This window comes from Patulibacter sp. SYSU D01012, from assembly GCF_017916475.1.
GTDB lineage: Bacteria > Actinomycetota > Thermoleophilia > Solirubrobacterales > Solirubrobacteraceae > Patulibacter.
The window spans coordinates 247794-267862 of sequence record NZ_JAFMTB010000003.1 but is presented as its reverse complement, the minus strand read 5'-3'; the positions used below and the strand labels follow the sequence as shown (position 1 = coordinate 267862).

Here is a 20069-nt window from a genome sequence, read left to right as displayed (position 1 = left end):
CGCCCGCCACGGCCGTCGGTGGCGCGCCGCCGCTCGGCGGGCGCGGACGCCGTCCCGGCCGTCCCCGGGCGCCGGCGGCGCGGGCTAGGGTGGCCGCATGAGCACGCCGCAGATCCCCTTCAGCGCGTACCAGTTCGAGATCTACGGGCGGGGGCTCGGCGGCGAGCGGCCGGCGCTGCCGACGACGTACGACGACCTGCAGGCGCGCGCGAAGGCGGAGCTGTCGGACACCGCGTACGGCTACGTGGCCGGCGGTGCCGGCGAGGAGCGCACGATGCGCGCCAACCGCGAGGCGTTCGACCGCCACCGCCTGGTGCCGCGGCTGCTCGGCGAGGTCGCCCAGCGCGACCTGTCCCGCCGGGTGCTGAACACGACGCTGAACGCCCCGATCGTCCTGGGCCCCGTCGGCGTGCTGTCGATCGTGCATCCCGACGGCGAGCTGGCGGTCGCCCGCGCCTGCAACGCGCTCGGCGTGACCCACTGCCTGAGCAACGCGGCGTCGTCCACGATGGAGGACGTCGCGGCCGCCACCCCGGACGCGCCGCGGTGGTTCCAGCTCTACCCGCCGAACGACCCCGAGATCCGGCGTAGCCTGGTCGAGCGCGCCGAGGCGGCGGGCAACGAGGCGATCGTCGTCACCCTCGACACGCTGACGATGCCGTGGCGGCCGCGCGACATCACCACGGCGTACCTGCCGTTCCTCGTCGGCGAGGGCATCGCGAACTACACCTCCGACCCGGTCTTCCGCTCGCGGCTGGAGAAGACGCCCGAGGAGGACCCGCAGGGCGCCATCCAGCGCTGGGCGATGACGTTCCCCAACCCGGGGATGACCTGGGACGACCTGGCCGCCCTGCGCGACGAGACCGACCTGCCGCTGCTCGTGAAGGGCGTCCTGCACCCCGACGACGCACGCCGCGCGGTCGACCTGGGCATCGACGGCGTGATCGTCTCCAACCACGGCGGCCGCCAGGTCGACGGCTCGATCGGCGCCCTCGACGCGCTGCCCGGCGTCGTCGACGCGGTGCCGGACGGCACCCCCGTCCTGCTCGACTCGGGCGTCCGCACGGGCTCCGACGTGCTGAAGGCCCTGGCCCTCGGCGCCCAGGCGGTCCTGATCGCCCGCCCCTACGTCTGGGGCCTGGCCCTCGGCGGCGAGGAGGGCGTCACCCAGATCGTCCGCGGCCTGCTCGCCGACCTCGACCTGTCGCTCGCGATGTGCGGGCTGAAGGGGGTCGACGAGGTGGACGAGCGGGTGCTGGTGGCGCGGCCGTAGGGGGCGGCGCGGGCGGGCCGGGCCGGCCGGCGGGCCGGCGGGCGCGGGCGGGCGGGCCGGCGGGAGCGGGCGGGCCGGCGCGCGGGCGCGGCAAGCGGGCCGGCGCGCGGGCGCGGGCGGCGGGCGGGCGTGGCGGGCGGGCGTGGCGGGCGGGCCGGCGCGCGGGCGCGGCGAGCGGGCCGGCGCGCGGGCGCGGACGGCGGGCGGGCCGGCCGGGATCGTGTTCCGGGTGAGGTCCGCTATCCGGCCCTGGGCCGGAACACGCCGGCCCTGGCCCGGCGGCCGGGATCGTGTTCCGGGCCGGGTCCGCTATTCGGCCCCCAGCCGGAGCGCGCCGCCCGGGCGCAGCGGTCGTCATCGCGTTCCGGTTCAGGCCCGCTATCCGACCCTCAGCCGGAACGCACCCGCCCCGCCCAGCGGCCGGCGTCGCGTTGCGGGCCAGGCCCACCGTCCGGCCCCGAACCGGCACCCGCACGCCGGCCCCGTCCCAACGGCCGGATACCCCCCCCCCTACCGGTTGCGCCCCAGCTGGTCGTGCGCCGACACCCACTCGCCCGCCGAGAGCGCCGAGCCGAGCGAGATCTCGCCGCAGAGCACGGTGGCCGCCACGATCTCGGCGAACTTGTGCACCTTGCCGGCCCCCGCGCAGCCGAGCAGCTCCAGGCACTCCTGCTGCGTCGGCAGGCCGGTCCCGCCGCCGTAGGTCGCGACGATCAGCGAGGGGATGGTGATCGAGAAGTAGTAGTCGCCGTCCTCGCGCAGCTCGGCGTAGACCATCGCGGTCGACGACTCGGCGACGTTCGCGACGTCCTGGCCGCACGCGATGAACATCGCCGTGATGCCGTTGGCGGAGTGCGAGCCGTTGTTGTTCGCGCCCGACATCAGGCCGGCGAACGTCGCGATCTGGCGCGCGCGGTACATCCGCTCGGTCCGCGCGCGGGTGATCCGCTCCAGCAGGTCGCGCGGGATCGTCGCCTCGGCCACGACGCGCTTGCCGCGGGTGCGCAGGACGTTGATCTGCGACGCCTTCTTGTCCGTCGCGAAGTTCGACTCGAGGAAGTGGTCGCGGATCTCGGGCCGCTGCTCCAGGATCCACCGGCACGCCGCCTCGGTCGCCTTGCCCGTCAGGTTCTGGCCTGCGGCGTCGCCCGTCGTGTAGTCGAAGCGGCAGAAGAGGATCGGCCCCGCCTGGTACTGCTCGATCTCGATGAGCTTGCCGCTGCGGGTCGTCGCCTCGGCGACCTGGCGGATCTCGTCCTCGTGCTCGCGGATCCAGACGCCCAGCTCGCGGGCGCCACGCGCGTCGTCGAAGACGAAGGACGGCGCGCGCTGCATCCGGTCGTCGGTCACCGTCGTCGTCACGCCGCCGGCCTCGTGCAGGATCCGCATGCCGCGCGAGTAGCTGGCGACGAGCGTCCCCTCCGTCGTCGCCATCGGCACGTAGAAGTCGCCCTGCGCGTGCTCGCCGTTGACCCGGAGCGGCCCGGCCAGGCCGATCGGCACCTGCGCCACGCCGATCGGCGACTCGACGTTGCCCGGCAGCACCGCGGGGTCGATCGACCCGGACGCGACGTGCTCGAGCCCGGCGCCGGTGCGCTCGCGCAGGAACGCCAAACGCCGCTCGATCGCCGCGGGGGCGTAGTCGTTCTCGCGGTCGCGGGGGACGGGGACGCGCTCGGTGGTCATGGGGCTCCTGTCGACGGGTGGCGGGGTCGGGGCACCGGGGCGCGCGGCCGGCGGCGGCGACCGCGCGGGGTCACCGCCGCGGCGAGGCGGCGGACGATGCACGCACAGCATGACGTGTGACATGTCGCACGTGGGACGGGTCTCTCTGCGCGGCGCGCGAAACGCACGGGACGGACGGCCGCCGGGGGCCGTGCGGCGGCGTCGTTCGCGGGAGGTGGCGGGCGGCATCGTTCGCGGGTGGGTGTTGCATCCGTTCGCGAGGGCGCAGCGTCGTTGGCGGGTCGGTGTTGCATCCGTTCGCGAGGGCGCGGCATCGTTGGCGGGTGGGCGTTGCATCCGTTCGCGAGGGCGCAGCGTCGTTGGCGCGTGGGTGCGCATCCGACCGGGGTGAAGCCGACCTCCTGCGGAGTGGGACGGATTCCGTCGTACGCGAGGCGGATTCCGCTGCTGAGGCGGAATGGTGCGCGTACGCCACGTGATTCCGCCTCGGCAGCGCGTTCCGCCTCGGCTCCCCGGTTTCCCGCCTCACCCGGTCTCGCCCCCGCTCCGGAGCCGGCATCCCCCCTCACCTCGCAAGCTCCCCGCCTCACCTCGCAAGCTTCCGGCCTGACCTCGCACGCTCCCCGCCTCACCTCGCGAGCTTCCGGCCTCACCTCGAAAGCTCCCCGCCTGGCCGGGGACGTCCCGAATCACCCGCGGTCGCACCGCTCCGGCCCCGATCGTTTCCCCGACCCAGGCCTCGGGTAGCCGATCCGCGATCCGTCCCGAGGAAGGCACCCGCATGACGCAGTACTGGTTCGCCGGCTCCACCGAGGAGTTCACGCCCCCGCAGCTCGTCGAGCACGCGAAGGCCGCCGAGGCCGCGGGCTTCGACGCGCTCGGCCTGTCGGACCACTTCGCGCCGTGGTTCCCCGGCGGCCAGGGGTCGCAGGCGTGGGTCACCCTCTCCGCCATCGGCGCGCACACGACGCTGCCGCTCGCGACGGGCGTCACGCCGGTCGTCCACCACTACCACCCGGGCGTCGTCGCGCAGGCGTTCGCGGCGCTGGAGAGCCTGTACCCCGGCCGCGTGACGCTCGGCGTCGGATCGGGCGAGTCCGTGAACGAGTCGCCGCTCGGCCTGGACTGGCCGTCGCTGCACGACCAGCAGGAGCGGTTCGAGGCCGGGCTCGAAGCGATCAACCGCCTGTGGGACGGCGAGACGGTGACGATGGACGCCGGCTGGTTCGCGCTGAAGGAGGCGAAGCTCTGGACGCTGCCCGAGAACCGCCCGCGGATGATCGTCTCGGCGTTCGGCCCGAAGGCGGCGGGCATCGCGGCGCAGCACGGCGACGGCCTGTGGACCCTGGGCGACCCCGAGCAGGCGCCCGAGATCGTCGAGGCGTACCGCGCCGCGTGCTCCGACCTGGGCAAGGAGCCGGGAACGATCGTCATGCAGAGCGGCATCGCCTGGGCGGAGACGCAGGACGAGGTGCTGCGCGGCGCCCGCAAGTGGAAGCCGACGCAGCTGCCCGAGCTCTACACCGACGACATCTCGGGCCAGGCCGACATGCAGCAGCGCGCCGACGCCCAGATGAGCGACCGCGAGTTCGCCGAGGAGGGCTTCATCGTCTCGGCCGACACGGACGAGCACGTCGCCCGGATCAAGGAGATCGAGGGCCTCGGCGCCGACGTCGTCTGCCTGCAGCTCATCGGGTCGACGGACCCGCTCGGCACGATCCGCGTCTACGGCGACACGGTCCTGCCGGCGCTGCGCCGGTAGCGGGGCGCACTCGGGGGCCGGCACCGCGGCGGTCGCGTGTCGGATCGGGGCGGCTCTGCGTGCGTGATCCGACACGCGATCCGGCCGGCCCCGCCGGCGCGGTCCCGTCCCGGATCATCCCACCCCGGCCGCGGCGATCCGGCGCACGACCCGGCCGCTACCCGCGCCCGCCGTCCCCCGCCGCGACCGCCTCGCCCGCCATCCGCTCCGCCGCCCCCGGCGGCACCACCCGCTCCGTGTCGAAGTCGAAGTCGTGGCCCGCCTCCGAGCACCAGAAGTCGGGGTGGCGGTCGAGCCAGGCGTGGGCGTCGCGCTTGCCGGCCTCGATCAGCAGGTCGAAGTACAGCTCGTCGAAGAGGAGGAACGACAGCAGCTCGCCGCGCGCCCGCGTGCGGCCGCCGCCGAGCAGGCGGGAGAAGAGCGGCACGTCGGGGTGCAGCAGGCCGCGCCAGCCGGCGTAGCGGCGGTCGTAGACGTCGTCGGCGATGTCGCCCAGCTCGCCGCGGTAGCGCGGGGAGACCAGGGCGTACTCGATCTTGCGGTACGCCGGCTTGCCGCGCTTGGAGCGGACCTTCCGCGCGGCCTTCGCGTCGCGGCCGCGCGCGTCGATCATCTCGTTCAGGGTCACCATCTGGTGCAGGTCGTCGTTGACCTGGTCGACGAGCAGGCCGTCGACGATGTTCGAGATGACGTCGCCGATGCGCGGCACGAGGGGCCGGCCGTCGAACTCGCGCGGCGCGCGCTGGCCCAGCGGCTCGAAGCCGATGACGATGACCCGCTCGGCCCCCAGGGCGAGCGCGGGCGCGACGGGCGTGTTCAGCCGGGTGGCGCCGTCGACGTAGAAGTCCGCCTCGGTCTCGGGATGGTCGACCCGCACCGGCGCGAAGAGCAGCGGGATCGCGGCCGACGCCCGCACGTGCTGCGCCTGCAGCGCGTCCACCCGCACGTACCGGACGTCGCCGCCCGGCCGCGCCGACGGCATCGGCGCGGAGCCCTGCACGAAGGCGACCGGCCCGCTGCGCGAGAGCGACGTGGCGATCAGGCAGACGGCGTCGTACGCGCCGTCGCGGCCGTTGCGCTCCAGGCCCTCCCAGTCGACGATCCGGTCGAGCGTCCGCCGCAGCGGCGTCGGATCGAGCAGGCCGGCCAGCCGCACGCCGGGCACCTCGAGGACGTCGCCGGCGAAGCGCAGGACCGTCCGCGGCAGGCCCGGCCCGACGACGCTGCGGATGATGTCGCCCTTCGTCAGCGCCCGCCAGTGCTCCAGGCCGCGGTGCACCTGCTCGGCGGCCGGCTCGTGCGCCACCGATCCCAGGTAGGCGGCGTTGATCGCGCCGACGGACGTGCCGCAGAAGATCGTCGGCTTCTCGCCGCGCCGCTCGAGCTCGGGCAGCAGGACGGACAGGGCGCCGACCTCGTAGGCCCCGCGGGCGCCGCCGCCCGGCAGCACGATCGCGACGCGGCCTGCGGGCGCATCCCGGGCGGATCCGTCGTGGGACGCCATCGCCGAAGTATGACGCTACCGCGGGTAGGGGCGGCGGACCGGGGGACGGAACGACGACGCCCGGCCGGGGCCGGGCGTCGATGGGGCTAGAAGTCGAAGTCCCGCGGGGGGCGCTGCTCGAACCACAGGCGGTCGTGCTCCGGGGTCTCCTCGAGGAAGTCCGGGGTCTGCGACAGCGGGTCGTTCGTGACCTCGCCCTGCGTCGCCTCGCCGTCCACGCGCCGGCGCTGCAGCGCCGGGGGCGCCGGCGGCGCGTCGGGGGCGCCCGGCGCGGGGGCCGGCGGCACCGGGGGCGCGGGGGCGCGCTCCGGAGCGGGCGGCGGGGGCGGCGGCACGGCGCCGCCAGGCGGCGGCGGGGGCGTGGCGCCCGTGGCGGGCGGCGCGGAGAACGGGGGCGGCGGGGGCGGCGGCGTCAGGCCCGCGGGCGGCTGGGCCGACGGCGCCGGCGGGGCGGGGGCCGCGTCGGCGGCGGACGCCGGCGGCTCCTCGGACGTCTCGGGCGCCGCGCTCGGCGGCACGGGCGGCGCCGCCGCGGCGGGCGGCGCGGGCGGCGCGGCGGGCGGGGGCGGCGGGACGGCGGCGGCCGGCGCCGGGGGCGCGGCGGCGCCGTCGGTGAAGTCGAACTCGTCCTCGGGCTCGAGGTCGGCGGGCGCGTCGTCGGCGACGGGCGCCTCGACGTCCCCGCGATCCAGCAGCTCCTCGGGCGCGGGGGCCGCGACCGGCGGGGGCGGCGGCGGGACCGCGGCCGCGGGCGCCGGCGCGGGGGGCGGCGGCACGTCCACGACGGAGTACGCCTCGGTCGGCGGCGGCTCGGGCGCCTCCGCCTGCTGGTCGAAGGCGGCCTGCTGGTCGAACGCCGCCGGCGGCGCGGAGGCGTCCTCGGGCTCGTCCCGCCACTCGGGCTCGGCCTCCAGCTCGGCGGCCGTCACGGGGCCCAGCGCCTCGCGCTCGAGCCGCGCGATCTCCACGGGATCGGACCCGTGGCGCCGTTTGAGCTCGAGGTGGTCCCGAATCGCGTCGTCCAGCACGCCCATCGACCTGATCCTACCCCTGGGCGGGCGCGACGTCAGCGCTGACCGTTCTATTGCGTCCGGTGCGCTTGGCGCGGTACAGCGCGCCGTCGGCGGCGGCCACCAGGCCGGCCGCGTCGAGACCGTCGCCGCGCAGCGTCGCGGCCCCGATCGACGCCGTGACGTGCAGCTCCTGGCCCTCCGCGGTGGTCACGCTGAGGCCCGCGATCGCCGCGCGGAGCCGCTCCGCGATGTCGTGCGCCACGTCCGGCGCGGTGGCCGGGAGGAGCACCGCGAACTCCTCGCCGCCGAAGCGCGCCGGGACGTCGCCGCCGCGCGTCCCGTCGCGCAGCGCCTCCGCCGTCGCCTGCAGGACCAGGTCGCCGCTCGCGTGGCCGTGCAGGTCGTTGACCTGCTTGAAGTGGTCCAGGTCGACCATCAGCAGCGACACGGGGACGTCGTGGTTGTGGGCCAGGTCCATCGTCCGCCCGAGCAGGTCGTCGAACCGGCGCCGGTTGGCGATCCCCGTCAGGGCGTCCGTGTGCGCCTCGCGCTCCGCCTGCTCGTGGCGCCCGACGTTCTCCAGCGAGACGGCCGCCTGCGCCGCGAGGTAGCCGACGACCTCGGCGTCCTCCGCGGTGAACGGCTCGTCGTGGCGGGCGACGACGACCGTGCCGTGCAGCCCGCGCGCGTGCATGCGCACCGCGAGGGCGTGGCGGCGACCGTCCGACGCGCGGCCGTCGCGGCCCTCCGTCGCGGCGCCCTCGGCCTGGCGCAGCACCGCGTCGAACTCGTCGGCCTGTCCCGTCGTCGCCTGCTCCTCCTGCTCGTCCACGAGGATCCGCGCGCGGGCCGCGTCGCCGCGCACGCCGTCGGCGACGGCCCGGGTGACGAGGTCGAGCAGGCCCGCCCGATCCAGGTTGGCGGCGAACGTCTCGCCGATCCGGCGGATGGCGCCCTGCAGGCGCGTGCGCTCGGCGCGCAGCTCCTCCATGCGGCCGCGCAGCTGCCGGCTCATGTCGTTGAAGCCGGCGGCGAGCTGCCCGAACTCGTCGTCGCCGTCCGCGCCCGGGATCTCGTGCCCGAAGTCGCCGCGACCCAGGCGGCGCGAGCCCTCGAGCAGGATCGCCACCTGCCGCTGGAGGGAGCGCGAGATGATCATCGCGCCGCCGCCCGCGAGGACGAGGAAGAGCAGGAGCGTGCCGACGAGCGCGAGCCGCTCCCCCGTCGACGCGCGCGACTCCGCCGCGCCGGCGAACAGCACGACGTCCTGCGCCTCGCGGCCGAAGCCCGCCTGGCGCATCCCGACGGCGGTCCAGCGGCCGTCGTCCACGCGACGCACGCGCCCGTCGGCGACGACCTCGCCGGGCCCGGGATCCCCCGCGGCCACCGTGCCGGTCGCGGCGTCGCGCACCTGCACCGCGCGTCCCGTCAGACCGCGGACGCGCTTGACGAACGAGCGCGGCCCCAGGATCGAGGTCTCCAGCGTCGCGATCGCCTGGCCGTCCGCGCCCACGAGCTGGTTGCGGCCCGGGAGGATGGCGTCGCGGGCCCCGACGTCGACGACGGTCGAGCCGCCGGCGAGCGTCAGCCGGATCCGCCGCGCGTCCGTGGCGGGCGCGACGAGACGGGCGGCGCGCTCGCGCACCGCGGCGACGTCTCCGGCGCGCACCGCGGCCGCCAGACGACGGTCGGCGACGATCCGCCGCGCGGCCCCTTCCGCGTCCTGCCGGAGCGCGTCCGCGGCGTTCGCGGCCACCCGGCCCTGCGCCGCCAGCGCCGACTCCGTGCGCCCCTGGGCGGCCCCGTCGATCGTCCGCAGCAGCACGACGCCCACCGCGAGGAGCGGCGCGACGACGAGCAGGACGAAGAACAGGTTGAGGCGCGCGCGGAAGCTCACGGGTCGCGGTGAGGCTACCCCCGTGACACCGTACGCCAACGTCGGGTGGACGCATGACGCCGGGCCCGGGCGGGCCGCGCTTCACCGCCCGCGCGCCTCTTGCTATCGTCCGTCGTCCGTTGGGGCTATAGCTCAGCTGGAAGAGTGCCTGGATCGCACCCAGGAGGTCGGGGGTTCGAGTCCCCCTAGCTCCACCTCTCGGAACCCCCGCCACCGCGGGGGTTCCGTCGTTCTGGGGCGCGATCGAGCCGCCCCTGTCCGGCCCCGGACGCGGCGCGCTCCCCGCCGCCGACCGGACCGTCGGCGATCGCGGGCGGTCCGGTCGCTCCGGCGCCACCCGTCGGCTATGGTCGCCGGCAGTGCTCTCCCCCGAAGCGTCCAGACGCCGGCCACCGGTCGCCCGGTGGCTGACGTCCGCCGACCTCGGCGTCTCCTGAACGCGGCGCGCAGCGTTCCGGGCCCTCCGGCCTGCGCGTCGTGATCGCCTGATGGTCGGTTCGCCGCCACGCGCGTGGCCGGCTCCCACTGCCTGTCCATCGACATCGACGTGGAGCTGCAACGTGCAGAGCACCCGCATGCCTGCGGCCGTCTACCTGCTCGGGGTGGCGGTCTTCGCGCAGGGAACCTCGGAGTTCATGCTGGCCGGCCTCGTGTCGGCCATCGCCGACAGCCTGGACGTCTCGATCGCGCGCGCCGGGCTCATGACCTCGGCCTTCGCGGTCGGGATGGTCGTGGGCGCACCGCTCATGGCGCTGCTGAGCTGGCGGTGGCCGCGCCGGCGCGCGCTCGTCGCCTTCCTCGCCCTGTTCGTCGCGGTGCACGTCGTCGCGGCGCTGACGACGAGCTTCGCGCTGCTGGTCGCCACCCGGGTGCTCGGGGCGCTCGCCAACGCCGGCTTCCTGGCCGTGGCGATCGCGACCGTGACCGGCCTCGTGGCCCCCGGCGCGAAGGGCCGCGCGCTCGCGGTCCTGCTCGGCGGCGTGACGGTCGCGTGCGTCGTCGGCGTCCCTGCGGGCGCGCTGCTCGGCGAGCTGTGGGGCTGGCGGGCGGCCTTCTGGGCGGTCGCGCTCGTCTCGCTGCCGGCGATCGCCGCGACGCTGTGGTCCGTGCCGACGGCCGACGCCACTGCGGCGCCGCCGCCACCGACGCGGGCCGGGCACGAGCTGCGCGCGCTCCGACGGCCGCGCCTGCTCGTCGCGCTCGCGCTCGGCGCGCTCGTCAACGGCGCGACGTTCTGCTCGTACACCTACCTCGAGCCGCTGCTCACCGGCGTCGCCGGCGTCGCCCCACGCTGGGCGCCCGCGATGCTCGGGCTGTTCGGTCTCGGCGCGTTCGTCGGCGTCCGGGCCAGCGGGCGGTGGGCCGACACGCGCCCGCGGCCGCTGCTCCTGGGCGGCGGCGTCGCGCTCGCGCTCGGCTGGGCGGCGCTCGCCGCGCTCGCCGCGATCGCCCCGCTCGCGATCGCGCTGACGTTCGCCCTGGGCGCCCTGTCGTTCGCCGTCGGCAGCACCCTGATCACCCGGGTCCTCTACGCCGCCGAGGACGCGCCGACGCTCGGCGGCAGCCTGGGGACGGCCGCCCTCAACGTCGGCGCCGCGATCGGGCCGTGGCTCGGGTGCCGCGCGATGGACGCCGGCCTCGGCGCGACCGCGGCGCCGTGGGTCAGCGCCGCGCTCGTCGCGCTCGCGCTGGCGACCGCGGCCGCCGGACGGGCCGCCGCGTCCCGGTCCCCCGCGCGGTGAGGCGCACGACGCGCCGGCGCGCGCGGCGCCCGGGCGCGTCGGCGCCGGACGCCGTCGACGCGGCGACGAACGGCGGGACGCGGGCGGTATCGTCGCGCGGTGCGCCCCGCCCCCCGTCCGACCACCCCCGCCGTCACCGCATGAGCGACGCACCTGCGGGGCTGACGCTCGACGACGCAGCGGCCGTGCTGGCCGCCCAGCCGTTCAGCGTGCTGCTCGGGACCCGTCTGACGCGCTTCGACGGCACCGGCGCGACGCTGGAGCTGGACCTGCGCCCGGAGCACCTCCAGCAGAACGGGTTCGGGCACGGCGGCATCCTGGCGTACCTGGCCGACAACGCCCTGACCTTCGCCGGCGGCACCGCCCTGGGCCCGGCCATCCTGACCGGCGGGCTGACGCTCGACTACCTGCGCCCGGCCCCCGCCGGAGCGACGCTCCGCGCCGACGCCGCCGTCGTGCACCACAGCCGCCGGCAGGCCGTCTGCCGCTGCGACATCACCGCCGTCCTCGCCGACGGCGAGACCGCCACGTGCGCCGCCGCGCAGGGCACGATCGTGGCGACCGGCGGCCGCTGAGCCGCCGCGCCGTCCGACGCTCGCGTCGCCGGCGAGGCCCGGCTCCCCGGCGCCCCCCCCCCGCCGGTCGCGGCGCCGGGACCGTCCGACTAGAGTCGGCCGCGCGTGCGGATCCTGCACCTCGCCCCCCAGCCGACGGACCGCAGCGGCATCGCCGCGTACGCCGAGCGCTACCGACGGGCCGTCGGGGCGCAGGCCGACGTGGGGATCGAGGCCCTCGACGCGCCGGGGGCGGCCCCGACCACGGTGCGCCACGTCCGGGGCTACGTCGCGGCCGCGCTCGGCGCCGCGCCCCGCTTCGACGTGGTGCACGCCGAGCTGGGCGGGAGCGGCCTGCGCGAGCTCTACGCCGCGCGGGCGGTGGCGCGACGGACCCGGGTGCCGCTCGTCCTGACCGTGCACGACCCGCCGTGGCTCACGTGGCAGCCGTTCCACGTCGCAGCGGTCGGCGGCGGCCGGCCGACCCGGGCGCTCGTCGCCGTCGCCGGCCGCGGGCCGGCGCGGCGGATGCAGCGGGGGCTGGCCCGGCGGGCGGACGCCCTCCTCGCCCTGTCCGCGCTGGGAGCCGCGGCGCTCCGTCGCACGCTCGGGGTCGACGCCGGGACGCTCCCCTACCCCTGCGACCCGGCGACCGCGGCCGCCGGGTCCGGGGACGCGGCGGCGGACGGGACGGGCCTGACCGTCGGCTTCCACGGCTACTGGTACGGCGGCAAGGGCATCGACGTGCTGCTCGCCGCGGTCGCCCTGACCCGCGACGACGACGCCCCGATCCGGCTGCGGCTGTGGGGCGGCCCGCCGGCCGGGGGCGGCTCGCCGGCGGACCGGCGCCAGCGCGCCGCGGTCGGCGCGGCCGCCGCCCGCCTGGAGATCGCGGACCGCGTCGCGCTTCCCGGCCCGCTCGCGGACGCCGACGTGCCGGCGTGCCTGGCCGCGTGCGACGTCGTCGCGCTGCCGTACGAGGAGCGTCGGTCGACGGCGGGGCTCGCGTCGATCAGCAGCGTCGCGTACGACGCGCTCGCGGCCGGCACGCCCGTCGTCGCGTCGCGCGTCCGCGCGCTGCCCGAGATCGTCCGAGACGGGGTCGACGGGCTGCTCGTGCCCCCGGCCGATCCGCGCGCGCTCGCCGCCGCCCTGCGCGCGCTGCGGGACGACCCGGTCCGGCGGCGCGCGCTGCGGGCCGGCGCCCGGGAGCGCGCGTCGCTGCTAGGTCTGGGCGCCACGGGCCGCGCCGCCCGGGACGTCTACGCCGGCGTGCTGCGGCCCGCCCGCCCCTGAGCGGCGCGCCGCGAGACGAAGGTCCGGGCCCGCCAGATCCGCCGTCAGTGCGAGACGACCGCGCCGGTCTCGGTGCGCCGCACCCCGCGGCCGACCGGCTCCAGGCCGCGCGCGGCGACCTGGTGCAGGACGTCGGCCATGTAGGCCAGCTGCTCGGGCCCGAGCCCCGGGTACACCCCGAGGACGAAGACCTGCTCGGCCACCTCGTCCGCGTTCGTCAGCGGGCCCACGACGCGGTGGGCGACGTCGCGATAGGCGGGCTGCCGCGTGATGTTCCCCGCGAACAGCATGCGCGTGGCGATCCGGCGCTCCTCCAGGTGCGCGACGAGCTCGCGGCGGCCGAACGGCGCGTCCCGCCGCAGCGCGATCGGGAAGCCGAACCAGCTCGGGTCCGCGTTCGCCGTCGCCTCGGGCAGCACGAACAGGTGCTGCAGGTCCGCGAGCGCCTCCCGCAGCACGCGGTAGTTCTCGCGCCGGGCCGCCCCGAACGCGTCGAGCTTGTCGAGCTGCGCGACGCCGACCGCGGCCTGCATGTCCGTCAGCTTCAGGTTGTAGCCCAGGTGCGAGTAGACGTACTTGTGGTCGTAGCCGGCGGGCAGGTCGCCGATCTGCCAGTCGTGCCGCCGGCCGCACGTGTTCTCGTCGCCCGGCGCGCACCAGCAGTCGCGCCCCCAGTCCCGGAACGACTCGACGAGCAGCCGGAGCTTGCCCTGGTTCGTCAGGACCGCCCCGCCCTCGCCCATCGTGATGTGGTGGGCGGGGTAGAACGAGACGGTCGCCAGGTCGCCGAAGGTGCCGACCAGCCGTCCGTCGTAGCGCGAGCCGACTGCGTCGCAGCAGTCCTCGATCAGGAACAGGTCGTGCCGCGCGCAGAACGCGGTGACGGCCGCGAGGTCGAACGGGTTGCCGAGCGTGTGCGCGACCATCACGGCGCGCGTGCGCTCCGACCGCGCCGCCTCGAGCTGCGCCACGTCGAGGTTGTACGTCGGGACCTGCACGTCGACGAAGACGGGGACCAGCCCGTTCTGCACGATCGGGTTGACGGTCGTGGGGAACGACGTGGCGGTCGTGATGACCTCGTCGCCGGGCACCAGGCGCCGGGAGCCGAGCTTGTGGCTCGTCAGGGCCGACAGCGCGGCCAGGTTGGCGCTCGATCCCGAGTTCACCAGGCTGCAGTGCCGCAGGCCCGACCACGCGGCGAACCGGCGCTCGAACTCGTCCGCGAACCGGCCCGTGGTCAGCCAGAAGTCGAGCGTCGCGTCCGTCAGCGCACGCAGCTCGTGCTCGTCGAAGACGCGCCCCGCGTACCGGATCGGGGTCTCGCCGGGCACGAACGGCTCCGAGGGGAACGCCGCGGCGTGGTACTGGCCGACCAGCGCAGCGATCTGCGCCCGGAGCTCGGCGGGATCCGGCATCCGGCGACTATAGCCCAGCGCCTCCGGCGTTCCGGCCGGTCCGACGGGCCGGTCGGCAGGGTCCACCGGTAGCCTGGACGGGTGAGCGAGGGGGCCCGCCACGCCGCGGAGATCACGCGCGCGATCGCGGCGCTGCAGCGCCCCGCCGGCGACCCGTGGCTGGTCGCCACGGCGGGGTTGCGGCTGCGCGCGGTGACGCCGGACGACGTCGAGGACGACGCGCTGCTGGACCGTCTGGGGCGGTGGCGCGCCGACCACATGGCGGCGTACCCGACGCAGTTCGCCGTCACCCGCGCCGGCACCCGCGCGTGGCTGCGCGACGTCGTCGTCGGCGGTCCGGGACGGCTGATGCTGCTCGTCGTCGACGGCGACGGCGAGGTGGTCGGCCACCTGGGCTTCGACCGGGCGGACGTCGGCGACGGCGGGCTGCAGCTGAGCAACCTGATGGTCGGCGAGCCGGAGCGGATGGGCCCGGGGGCGATGCGCGCGTGCCTGGCCGGGATGCTGCGCTGGGCGCAGGAGGCGCTGCGCCCCACCCGCATCTGGAGCCCCGTCTTCACCGACAACGTCCGCTCGCTCCGGCTGATGCGCAGCGTCGGGTTCGTCGACCGCGAGCGCACGCCGATGCGCCTGCACGTCGCCGGCGACCGCCGCGAGTACCGGCCGTGCGCGCCCGGCGACGACGCCCCGCCGGACCGGTGGCAGCTGTGGCTCGACCTGCCGCTGACCCCCGCGCCGCCGTTCCGCGGCGTCGGGCTGGGGACGGCGCCGACGGCGCGGGGCGACGCGTCGGCCGCCGGCCGGGCGCGCCTGGCGGCCACGGTCGAGCGTGCCCGCGAACGCGGCGTCCGCTGGCTCGACACCGCCGGGATCTACGGGCTGGGCGCCGTCGAGGAGACGCTGGGGTCGGTGCTCGGCGACGCCGCCGACCGCCCCGCCGTCGCCACGAAGTGCGGCCTGGCGTGGGACGCGCGCGCCGACCGGGCCGTCGCGGTCGGCGACGCGCGGACGCTGCGGGAGCAGGCCGACGCGTCGCGGGCGCGCCTCGGCCAGGAGCGGCTGGACCTGCTGCTGCTCCACCGGCCGCCCGCGGACGACGGCGCCCTCGAGGCCGCGTGGACGACGCTCGCCGAGCTCGCCGCGGCCGGCGTCGCGGCCCGGATCGGCCTGGCGGGCGGCGGCGCCGCCGCCCTCGCGCGGTGCCACGCGCTCCGCCCCGTCGACGCGTTCCAGACGGCCGTGTCGCCGCTGCGGACCGACGCGGCCGCGGTGGCCGCCGCGCACGCCCGCGGGGTGCCCGTCCTCGCCCACGGCGTCCTCGAGACCGGCCTGCTCGCCGGCGCCGACGACGCCGCCCCGCCCCATCCCCGCGACCGCCGGCGCCGCAGCCCGCTCTTCGCCGATCCCGACGGGCGCGGCCGGCTGCTCGCCGCCCTGCAGGCCGTCGCGCGCGAGATCCCGTGCACGGTGGCCGAGCTCGCGGTCGCCCGCACGCTCGGCGTGCCCGGCGTCGCCGGCGCCGCGGTCGGGGCCAGCCGCCCCGAGCAGGTCGCCGGCTGGTCGTCGGCCGCCGGCGTCCGCCTGGAGCCCGCGCACCGCGCCGCGCTCGACGCCGCGCTCGCTGCGTTCGCCGGGAGCCCCGCGTGAGCGCGGCCGACCACCTGGCGGTGCTGCTGGACGCCCAAGGCGTCGAGCACGTCTTCGAGGTCGCCGGCGGCACGATCGCTCCGCTGCTCGACGCGATCCACCGCCGCGGGACGCCGCGCCTGGTGAGCGTGCGCCACGAGCAGGCGGCGGCGTTCGCCGCGGAGGGCGCGGCGCGGATGCGGGGCGTCCCCGGAGTCGCGCTCGCCACCAGCGGCCCCGGCGCCACCAACCTGCTGACCGGCGTCGCGTCGTGCCACTTCGACTCGGTCCCCGCCGTGTTCGTGACCGGCCAGGTCGCCACCGCCGAGCTGGGCGGCGAGCGCGACGTGCGGCAGCGGAGCTTCCAGGAGACCGACGTCGTCGCGATGGCGACGCCCGTCACGAAGGCCGCGTGGCGCGTGGGCAGCGCGGCCGAGCTGCCGGGGCGCCTGGCCGCGGCGTTCGCGCTGGCCCGCGACGGCCGGCCCGGCCCGGTGCTCGTCGACCTGCCGATGGACCTGCAGGGCGCCGACGTCCCGCCGCCCGCGGACGACGCCCCCGTCCGCGCGGCCGCCCCGCTCCCCGACCCCGAGGGGCTGGACCGGGCGCTGGCCGACCTGCGCGCCGCGCGGCGGCCGCTGATCCTCGTCGGCGGCGGCGTCCGCACGGCGGGCGCGACCGACGACCTGCGCCGGCTGGTCGCCGCCCTCGGCGTCCCCGTCGTCCACTCCCTGCTGGGCGTCGACGCGCTGCCGTTCGACGATCCGCTGCGCGTCGGGATGATCGGCACCTACGGCAACCGCTGGGCGAACATGGCGCTCGGCGCCGCCGACGTGCTGCTCGTCCTCGGCAGCCGGCTGGACATCCGGCAGACGGGCGCCGACACCGCCGCGTTCGCGGCCCGCACGATCCACCACGTCGACTGCGACCCCGCCGAGGTCAACCGACGCGTCACCGGGTGCCACGCCGTCGACGCCGACCTGGCCGCGTTCCTCCGCGCGGCCGTGGAGCGCGCGCCGGCCGCCGCGGCGGCCGGCGGCTGGCGCGACGAGGTCGCGGCGCTGCGGGAGCGGTGGCCGGACGTCGCCGAGCTCGCCGGCGTGCCCGGCATCAACCCGAACGCGCTGATGCACGCGCTCTCGCGCGCGAGCGGCGACGCCGCCGCGTTCGTCACCGACGTCGGGCAGCACCAGATGTGGGCCGCGCAGTCGCTGCGGCTGGGGGCGGGGCAGCGGTTCCTGACGTCGGGGGGCATGGGCGCGATGGGCTTCGGGCTGCCCGCGGCGATCGGCGCGGCGCTCGCCTGCGCGGCCCCGGTCGTGCTGGTCGCCGGCGACGGCGGGTTCCAGCTCAACCTGCAGGAGCTCCAGACCGTCGCGCACCACGGCCTGCCGCTGAAGATGGTGATCCTCGACAACGGCAGCCACGGCATGGTGCGCCAGTTCCAGGAGACGTACTTCGACGGGCGCTACCCCTCGACGCGCTGGGGCTACTCGGCCCCCGACGTCGCGCGCGTCGCCGCCGCGTTCGGCATCCCCGCCACCACCGTCTCGCGGCCCGACGAGCTCGACGCCGCGCTCGCCGCGACGTGGCGGGACCCCGCCCGCCCGCACCTGCTGCGCGTCCACATCGACGGGGACGCCAACGCCTACCCGAAGTTGGCGTTCGGCCGCCCGATCACCGAGATGGAGCCCCTCGCCGCGCCGATCCCGCTGCGGCGGGGTCGCTGACGCCGGCCGAGCGGCCGCCGCTCAGCGACGGTCGGCGTGGGCCTGGGTCACGCGGGCCTCGGCGGCGCGGGGGGCGTCCGCCGTCGCCGTCGCGGGCTCCACGGGCAGATCGGGCAGCGGCTGCAGCTCGCGGCGGCGACCGGGGAGCCGGCGCGAGAGGGGCCGCAGCACGCGGATGACGACGTGCTGGGCGAGCCGGACCGCCGGCAGGGCCGCGCGCACGCAGGCCGGGGCCGCGGGGTCGTGCGCCAGCCGGCCGCGCACGAGCGCGGCGTGGCGGACGATGTCGTCCGTCCCGGTCCAGTCCGCCGAGAGCGACCCCCGATGGCGCCGGTAGACGCGGCCCAGGCGGGGGTGCACCACCACGCGGCCGCGCAGGGCGAGCGACAGGCCGACGACCCAGTCGTCGCCCCCGTCGGTGTCGGCGAACCCGCCGCCGTCGAGCACGACGTCCGTCCGCAGGAGCGCGCCGGTCGTCGGGAAGAGCGAGCTGACGGCGTGCACGAGGGCGTAGACCCGCGGCGCCCGCGCGAGGACCGTCGTCCAGGGCCGCGGCCAGTGGTGCCGGCGACCCGTCGCCCCGTCGATGATGCCGGACGCGACCACGACGGCCGCGGGCGTCGCGCGCGCCGTCGCGAGGAGCTCGGAGACGGTGCCGGGCAGCATCACGTCGTCCGCGTCCCACAGCATCGCCCACGGCGTCGTCACCCGCTCCAGCCCCCGGTTGCGGGCCATCCCGACGGTCAGGCGACGGTCGGTGCGCAGCACCTCGACGCCGGGCCGCGGCGCGATCGGGACCGTCGAGGCGTTGTCGACGACGAGGATCGCGGGGCGTGGTCGCTGCGCCCGCAGGCTGTCGATGGCCTCGTCGAGCAGCAGGTGAGCGTAGTCGTCCCACGCGGGCACGACGACCGTGAGCGTGGTCGACGCGTCCGCGACGGGCTCCATCGCCGCGCACGATACCCCTGTCGCGGCCACCGTTGCGATACTCGCGCCGGTGTCCGCGCCGATCTACGACTCCGCCGCCCCGGCGCCCTCGGTCCTGCAGGACGCCCGCGCCGCCTGGCGGAGCCGCAGCCTGCTGCGGGTGCTCGTGGCCCGCGACATCGTCGTGCGCTACAAGCGCTCCGTCCTGGGCGTCTGGTGGACGCTGCTCAACCCGCTGCTCGAGACGGCGGTCCTGTGGATCGTCTTCTCGCAGGTGTTCCGCTTCGCGGTGCCCGGCGTGCCGTACGCCGTGTTCGTGCTCGCGGGCGTGCTCGTCTTCAACTGCTTCCGGCAGACGCTCCTCGGCACCGCCGGATCGATGGCGCACCACGCGGACGTGCTGAGCAAGGTGCGGATCGCGCCCGCCGTCTTCTCGCTCGCCACGGCCGGGGCGAACACGATCACGTTCGGCTTCACCCTGCTTCCGCTCGCGCTCGTGATGCTGGTCAGCGGCGTGGCGCCGAGCCCGGCGCTGCCGCTGGTCGTGCCCGTCGTCCTCCTGCTCGTCGTGTTCGCGCTCGGCCTGGGTCTGGCGCTCGCGCCGATCGTCGTCCGCTTCCCCGACACGCTCGACCTGCTGACGATCTTCGTGCCGCTGATCGGCTACCTGGCCCCGGTCTTCTACCCGCCCGAGATCGTGCCCGAGCGCTTCCGCTGGATCGAGCACCTGAACCCGATCTACCACTTCGTGACCCTGTTCCGCGACCTGCTCTACGGCCACGGCCTGGGTCATCCCGTGTCGTGGCTGGCCGTGGTGCTGTCGGCCGGGACGAGCATCCTGCTCGGGCGCGCCGTCCACAACGCGCTGCGCCGCGGCGCGATCACCGTCCTGTGAGCGCCGAGCCCGCCATCGACCTGCGCGCCGCCGGGCTCGCCTACCGCCAGGCCCAGCACGGGGCGAGCAGCCTGAAGGCGTTCGCCATCGAGCTGACGCGGCGCCACGTCCGCTACGAGCGCCGGCAGGCCCTCGCCGACGTGACGCTCCAGGTGCGGCCCGGAGAGATCCTGGGCGTCGTCGGCACGAACGGCGCGGGCAAGAGCACCCTGATGAAGGTGATCGCCGGCATCCTGCCGCCGACCGAGGGGCGGGTCGTCGTGCGCGGCCACGTCGCGGCGATGATCGAGCTGGGCGCCGGCTTCAGCCCCGACCTGACGGGCCGCGAGAACATCGTGCTCTACGGGTCGCTGCTCGGCCGGCCGCCCGCGCTGATGCGCGAGCGGCTCGAGGCGATCGCCGCGTGGGCCGAGCTGACGCCGTTCCTGGACACGCCGATCCGCACGTACTCGTCCGGCATGCTCGCCCGCCTGGCCTTCGCGATCTGCACCGACACGTCGCCCGAGGTGCTGATCGTCGACGAGATCCTGTCCGTCGGCGACGCCGCGTTCAGCGAGCGCTCCGGCGAGCGGATGGACGCGCTGATGCGCGGCGGCGCCGCCGTCGTCCTCGTCTCGCACGACCTGCCGGCGCTCGCCGAGCGGGCGACCCGCGCGATCTGGCTGGACGGGGGCCGGATCGTCGCCGACGGCGACCCGCAGGACGTGGTCGAGGCGTACGAGTCGGCCCTCCGGGTGCCGGCGTGAGCG

The 20069-nt window shown here is 76.8% G+C and carries 15 protein-coding genes and 1 tRNA gene; 10 read left to right on the top strand and 6 right to left on the bottom strand.

The features are described 5' to 3' along the window. Window positions 1–97 precede the first annotated feature (97 nt). Entirely contained in the window at window positions 98–1273 is a 1176-nt protein-coding gene (locus tag J3P29_RS17130) for an alpha-hydroxy-acid oxidizing protein (protein ID WP_210495418.1), read from the top strand. A 510-nt stretch (window positions 1274–1783) separates the two neighbouring features. Here J3P29_RS17130 and J3P29_RS17125 read toward each other — a convergent pair. Next, entirely contained in the window at window positions 1784–2959 is a 1176-nt protein-coding gene (locus J3P29_RS17125; RefSeq protein ID WP_210495417.1) for a hydroxymethylglutaryl-CoA reductase, read from the bottom strand. 781 nt (window positions 2960–3740) lie between these two features. On the opposite strand from J3P29_RS17125, the gene J3P29_RS17120 reads away from it, so the two are divergent. Beyond that, window positions 3741–4721 (top strand): LLM class flavin-dependent oxidoreductase, encoded by a 981-nt coding sequence (locus tag J3P29_RS17120; protein WP_210495415.1) that lies wholly within the window; start codon window positions 3741–3743, stop codon window positions 4719–4721. 157 nt (window positions 4722–4878) lie between these two features. On the opposite strand, the gene J3P29_RS17115 is transcribed toward J3P29_RS17120, so the two are convergent. From J3P29_RS17115 to J3P29_RS20930, 3 genes are all read right to left on the bottom strand, one after another. Then, window positions 4879–6225: a patatin-like phospholipase family protein gene (locus tag J3P29_RS17115; protein WP_210495414.1), complete on the bottom strand. Its 1347-nt coding sequence runs from the start codon at window positions 6223–6225 to the stop codon at window positions 4879–4881. Between the two features lie 86 nt (window positions 6226–6311). Continuing rightward, window positions 6312–7259, bottom strand: coding sequence for a hypothetical protein (locus J3P29_RS17110; RefSeq protein ID WP_210495413.1), 948 nt, complete (start codon window positions 7257–7259; stop codon window positions 6312–6314). Between the two features lie 10 nt (window positions 7260–7269). Beyond that, window positions 7270–9135, bottom strand: a complete 1866-nt coding sequence (locus J3P29_RS20930; RefSeq protein WP_210495412.1) for a diguanylate cyclase — start codon at window positions 9133–9135, stop codon at window positions 7270–7272. Between the two features lie 121 nt (window positions 9136–9256). Here J3P29_RS20930 and J3P29_RS17100 point away from each other — a divergent pair. From J3P29_RS17100 to J3P29_RS17085, 4 genes are all read left to right on the top strand, one after another. After that, window positions 9257–9329: transfer RNA gene (locus J3P29_RS17100), tRNA-Ala, on the top strand. Window positions 9330–9710: 381 nt separating this feature from the next. Then, window positions 9711–10877, top strand: coding sequence for a Cmx/CmrA family chloramphenicol efflux MFS transporter (locus J3P29_RS17095; RefSeq protein WP_210495410.1), 1167 nt, complete (start codon window positions 9711–9713; stop codon window positions 10875–10877). Window positions 10878–11017: 140 nt separating this feature from the next. Continuing rightward, window positions 11018–11452 carry a PaaI family thioesterase gene (locus tag J3P29_RS17090; protein WP_210495409.1) on the top strand — a complete coding sequence of 145 codons (435 nt, stop codon included), beginning with the start codon at window positions 11018–11020 and terminating at the stop codon, window positions 11450–11452. A gap of 105 nt (window positions 11453–11557) precedes the next feature. After that, window positions 11558–12727 (top strand): glycosyltransferase, encoded by a 1170-nt coding sequence (locus J3P29_RS17085; protein ID WP_210495408.1) that lies wholly within the window; start codon window positions 11558–11560, stop codon window positions 12725–12727. Between the two features lie 44 nt (window positions 12728–12771). On the opposite strand, the gene rfbH is transcribed toward J3P29_RS17085, so the two are convergent. Then, on the bottom strand, window positions 12772–14142 hold the full coding sequence (gene rfbH, locus J3P29_RS17080) for a lipopolysaccharide biosynthesis protein RfbH (protein ID WP_246852266.1): 1371 nt from the start codon (window positions 14140–14142) through the stop codon (window positions 12772–12774). A gap of 81 nt (window positions 14143–14223) precedes the next feature. Here rfbH and J3P29_RS17075 point away from each other — a divergent pair, with 81 nt between their 5' ends. Both J3P29_RS17075 and J3P29_RS17070 read left to right on the top strand, forming a co-directional pair. Then, window positions 14224–15789, top strand: a complete 1566-nt coding sequence (locus J3P29_RS17075; protein WP_210495407.1) for an aldo/keto reductase — start codon at window positions 14224–14226, stop codon at window positions 15787–15789. Next, window positions 15786–17498: a thiamine pyrophosphate-binding protein gene (locus J3P29_RS17070; RefSeq protein ID WP_210495406.1), complete on the top strand. Its 1713-nt coding sequence runs from the start codon at window positions 15786–15788 to the stop codon at window positions 17496–17498. The genes J3P29_RS17075 and J3P29_RS17070 overlap by 4 nt, the downstream gene beginning before the upstream one ends. A 21-nt stretch (window positions 17499–17519) precedes the next feature. Here J3P29_RS17070 and J3P29_RS17065 read toward each other — a convergent pair whose 3' ends face one another. Further along, entirely contained in the window at window positions 17520–18446 is a 927-nt protein-coding gene (locus J3P29_RS17065; RefSeq protein WP_210495405.1) for a glycosyltransferase family 2 protein, read from the bottom strand. A gap of 49 nt (window positions 18447–18495) precedes the next feature. Between J3P29_RS17065 and J3P29_RS17060 the strand changes: the two genes are divergently transcribed. Beyond that, the gene (locus J3P29_RS17060) at window positions 18496–19320 is read left to right on the top strand and encodes an ABC transporter permease (RefSeq protein WP_210495404.1); all 825 of its coding nucleotides are present in this window, start codon (window positions 18496–18498) and stop codon (window positions 19318–19320) included. Next, complete coding sequence (locus J3P29_RS17055; protein WP_210495403.1) at window positions 19317–20066, top strand: ABC transporter ATP-binding protein; 750 nt, start codon at window positions 19317–19319, stop codon at window positions 20064–20066. The genes J3P29_RS17060 and J3P29_RS17055 overlap by 4 nt, the downstream gene beginning before the upstream one ends. Window positions 20067–20069 lie beyond the last annotated feature (3 nt).

Excerpts from the sequence above, each read along its gene's own strand:
- J3P29_RS17130 (WP_210495418.1), top strand. The coding sequence starts at position 98 with ATGAGCACGCCGCAGATCCCCTTCAGCGCGTACCAGTTCGAGATCTAC.
- J3P29_RS17125 (WP_210495417.1), bottom strand. The coding sequence starts at position 2,959 with ATGACCACCGAGCGCGTCCCCGTCCCCCGCGACCGCGAGAACGACTAC.
- J3P29_RS17090 (WP_210495409.1), top strand. The coding sequence starts at position 11,018 with ATGAGCGACGCACCTGCGGGGCTGACGCTCGACGACGCAGCGGCCGTG.
- J3P29_RS17115 (WP_210495414.1), bottom strand. The coding sequence starts at position 6,225 with ATGGCGTCCCACGACGGATCCGCCCGGGATGCGCCCGCAGGCCGCGTC.
- J3P29_RS17065 (WP_210495405.1), bottom strand. The coding sequence starts at position 18,446 with ATGGAGCCCGTCGCGGACGCGTCGACCACGCTCACGGTCGTCGTGCCC.
- J3P29_RS17110 (WP_210495413.1), bottom strand. The coding sequence starts at position 7,259 with ATGGGCGTGCTGGACGACGCGATTCGGGACCACCTCGAGCTCAAACGG.
- J3P29_RS17095 (WP_210495410.1), top strand. The coding sequence starts at position 9,711 with ATGCCTGCGGCCGTCTACCTGCTCGGGGTGGCGGTCTTCGCGCAGGGA.
- rfbH (WP_246852266.1), bottom strand. The coding sequence starts at position 14,142 with ATGCCGGATCCCGCCGAGCTCCGGGCGCAGATCGCTGCGCTGGTCGGC.
- J3P29_RS17120 (WP_210495415.1), top strand. The coding sequence starts at position 3,741 with ATGACGCAGTACTGGTTCGCCGGCTCCACCGAGGAGTTCACGCCCCCG.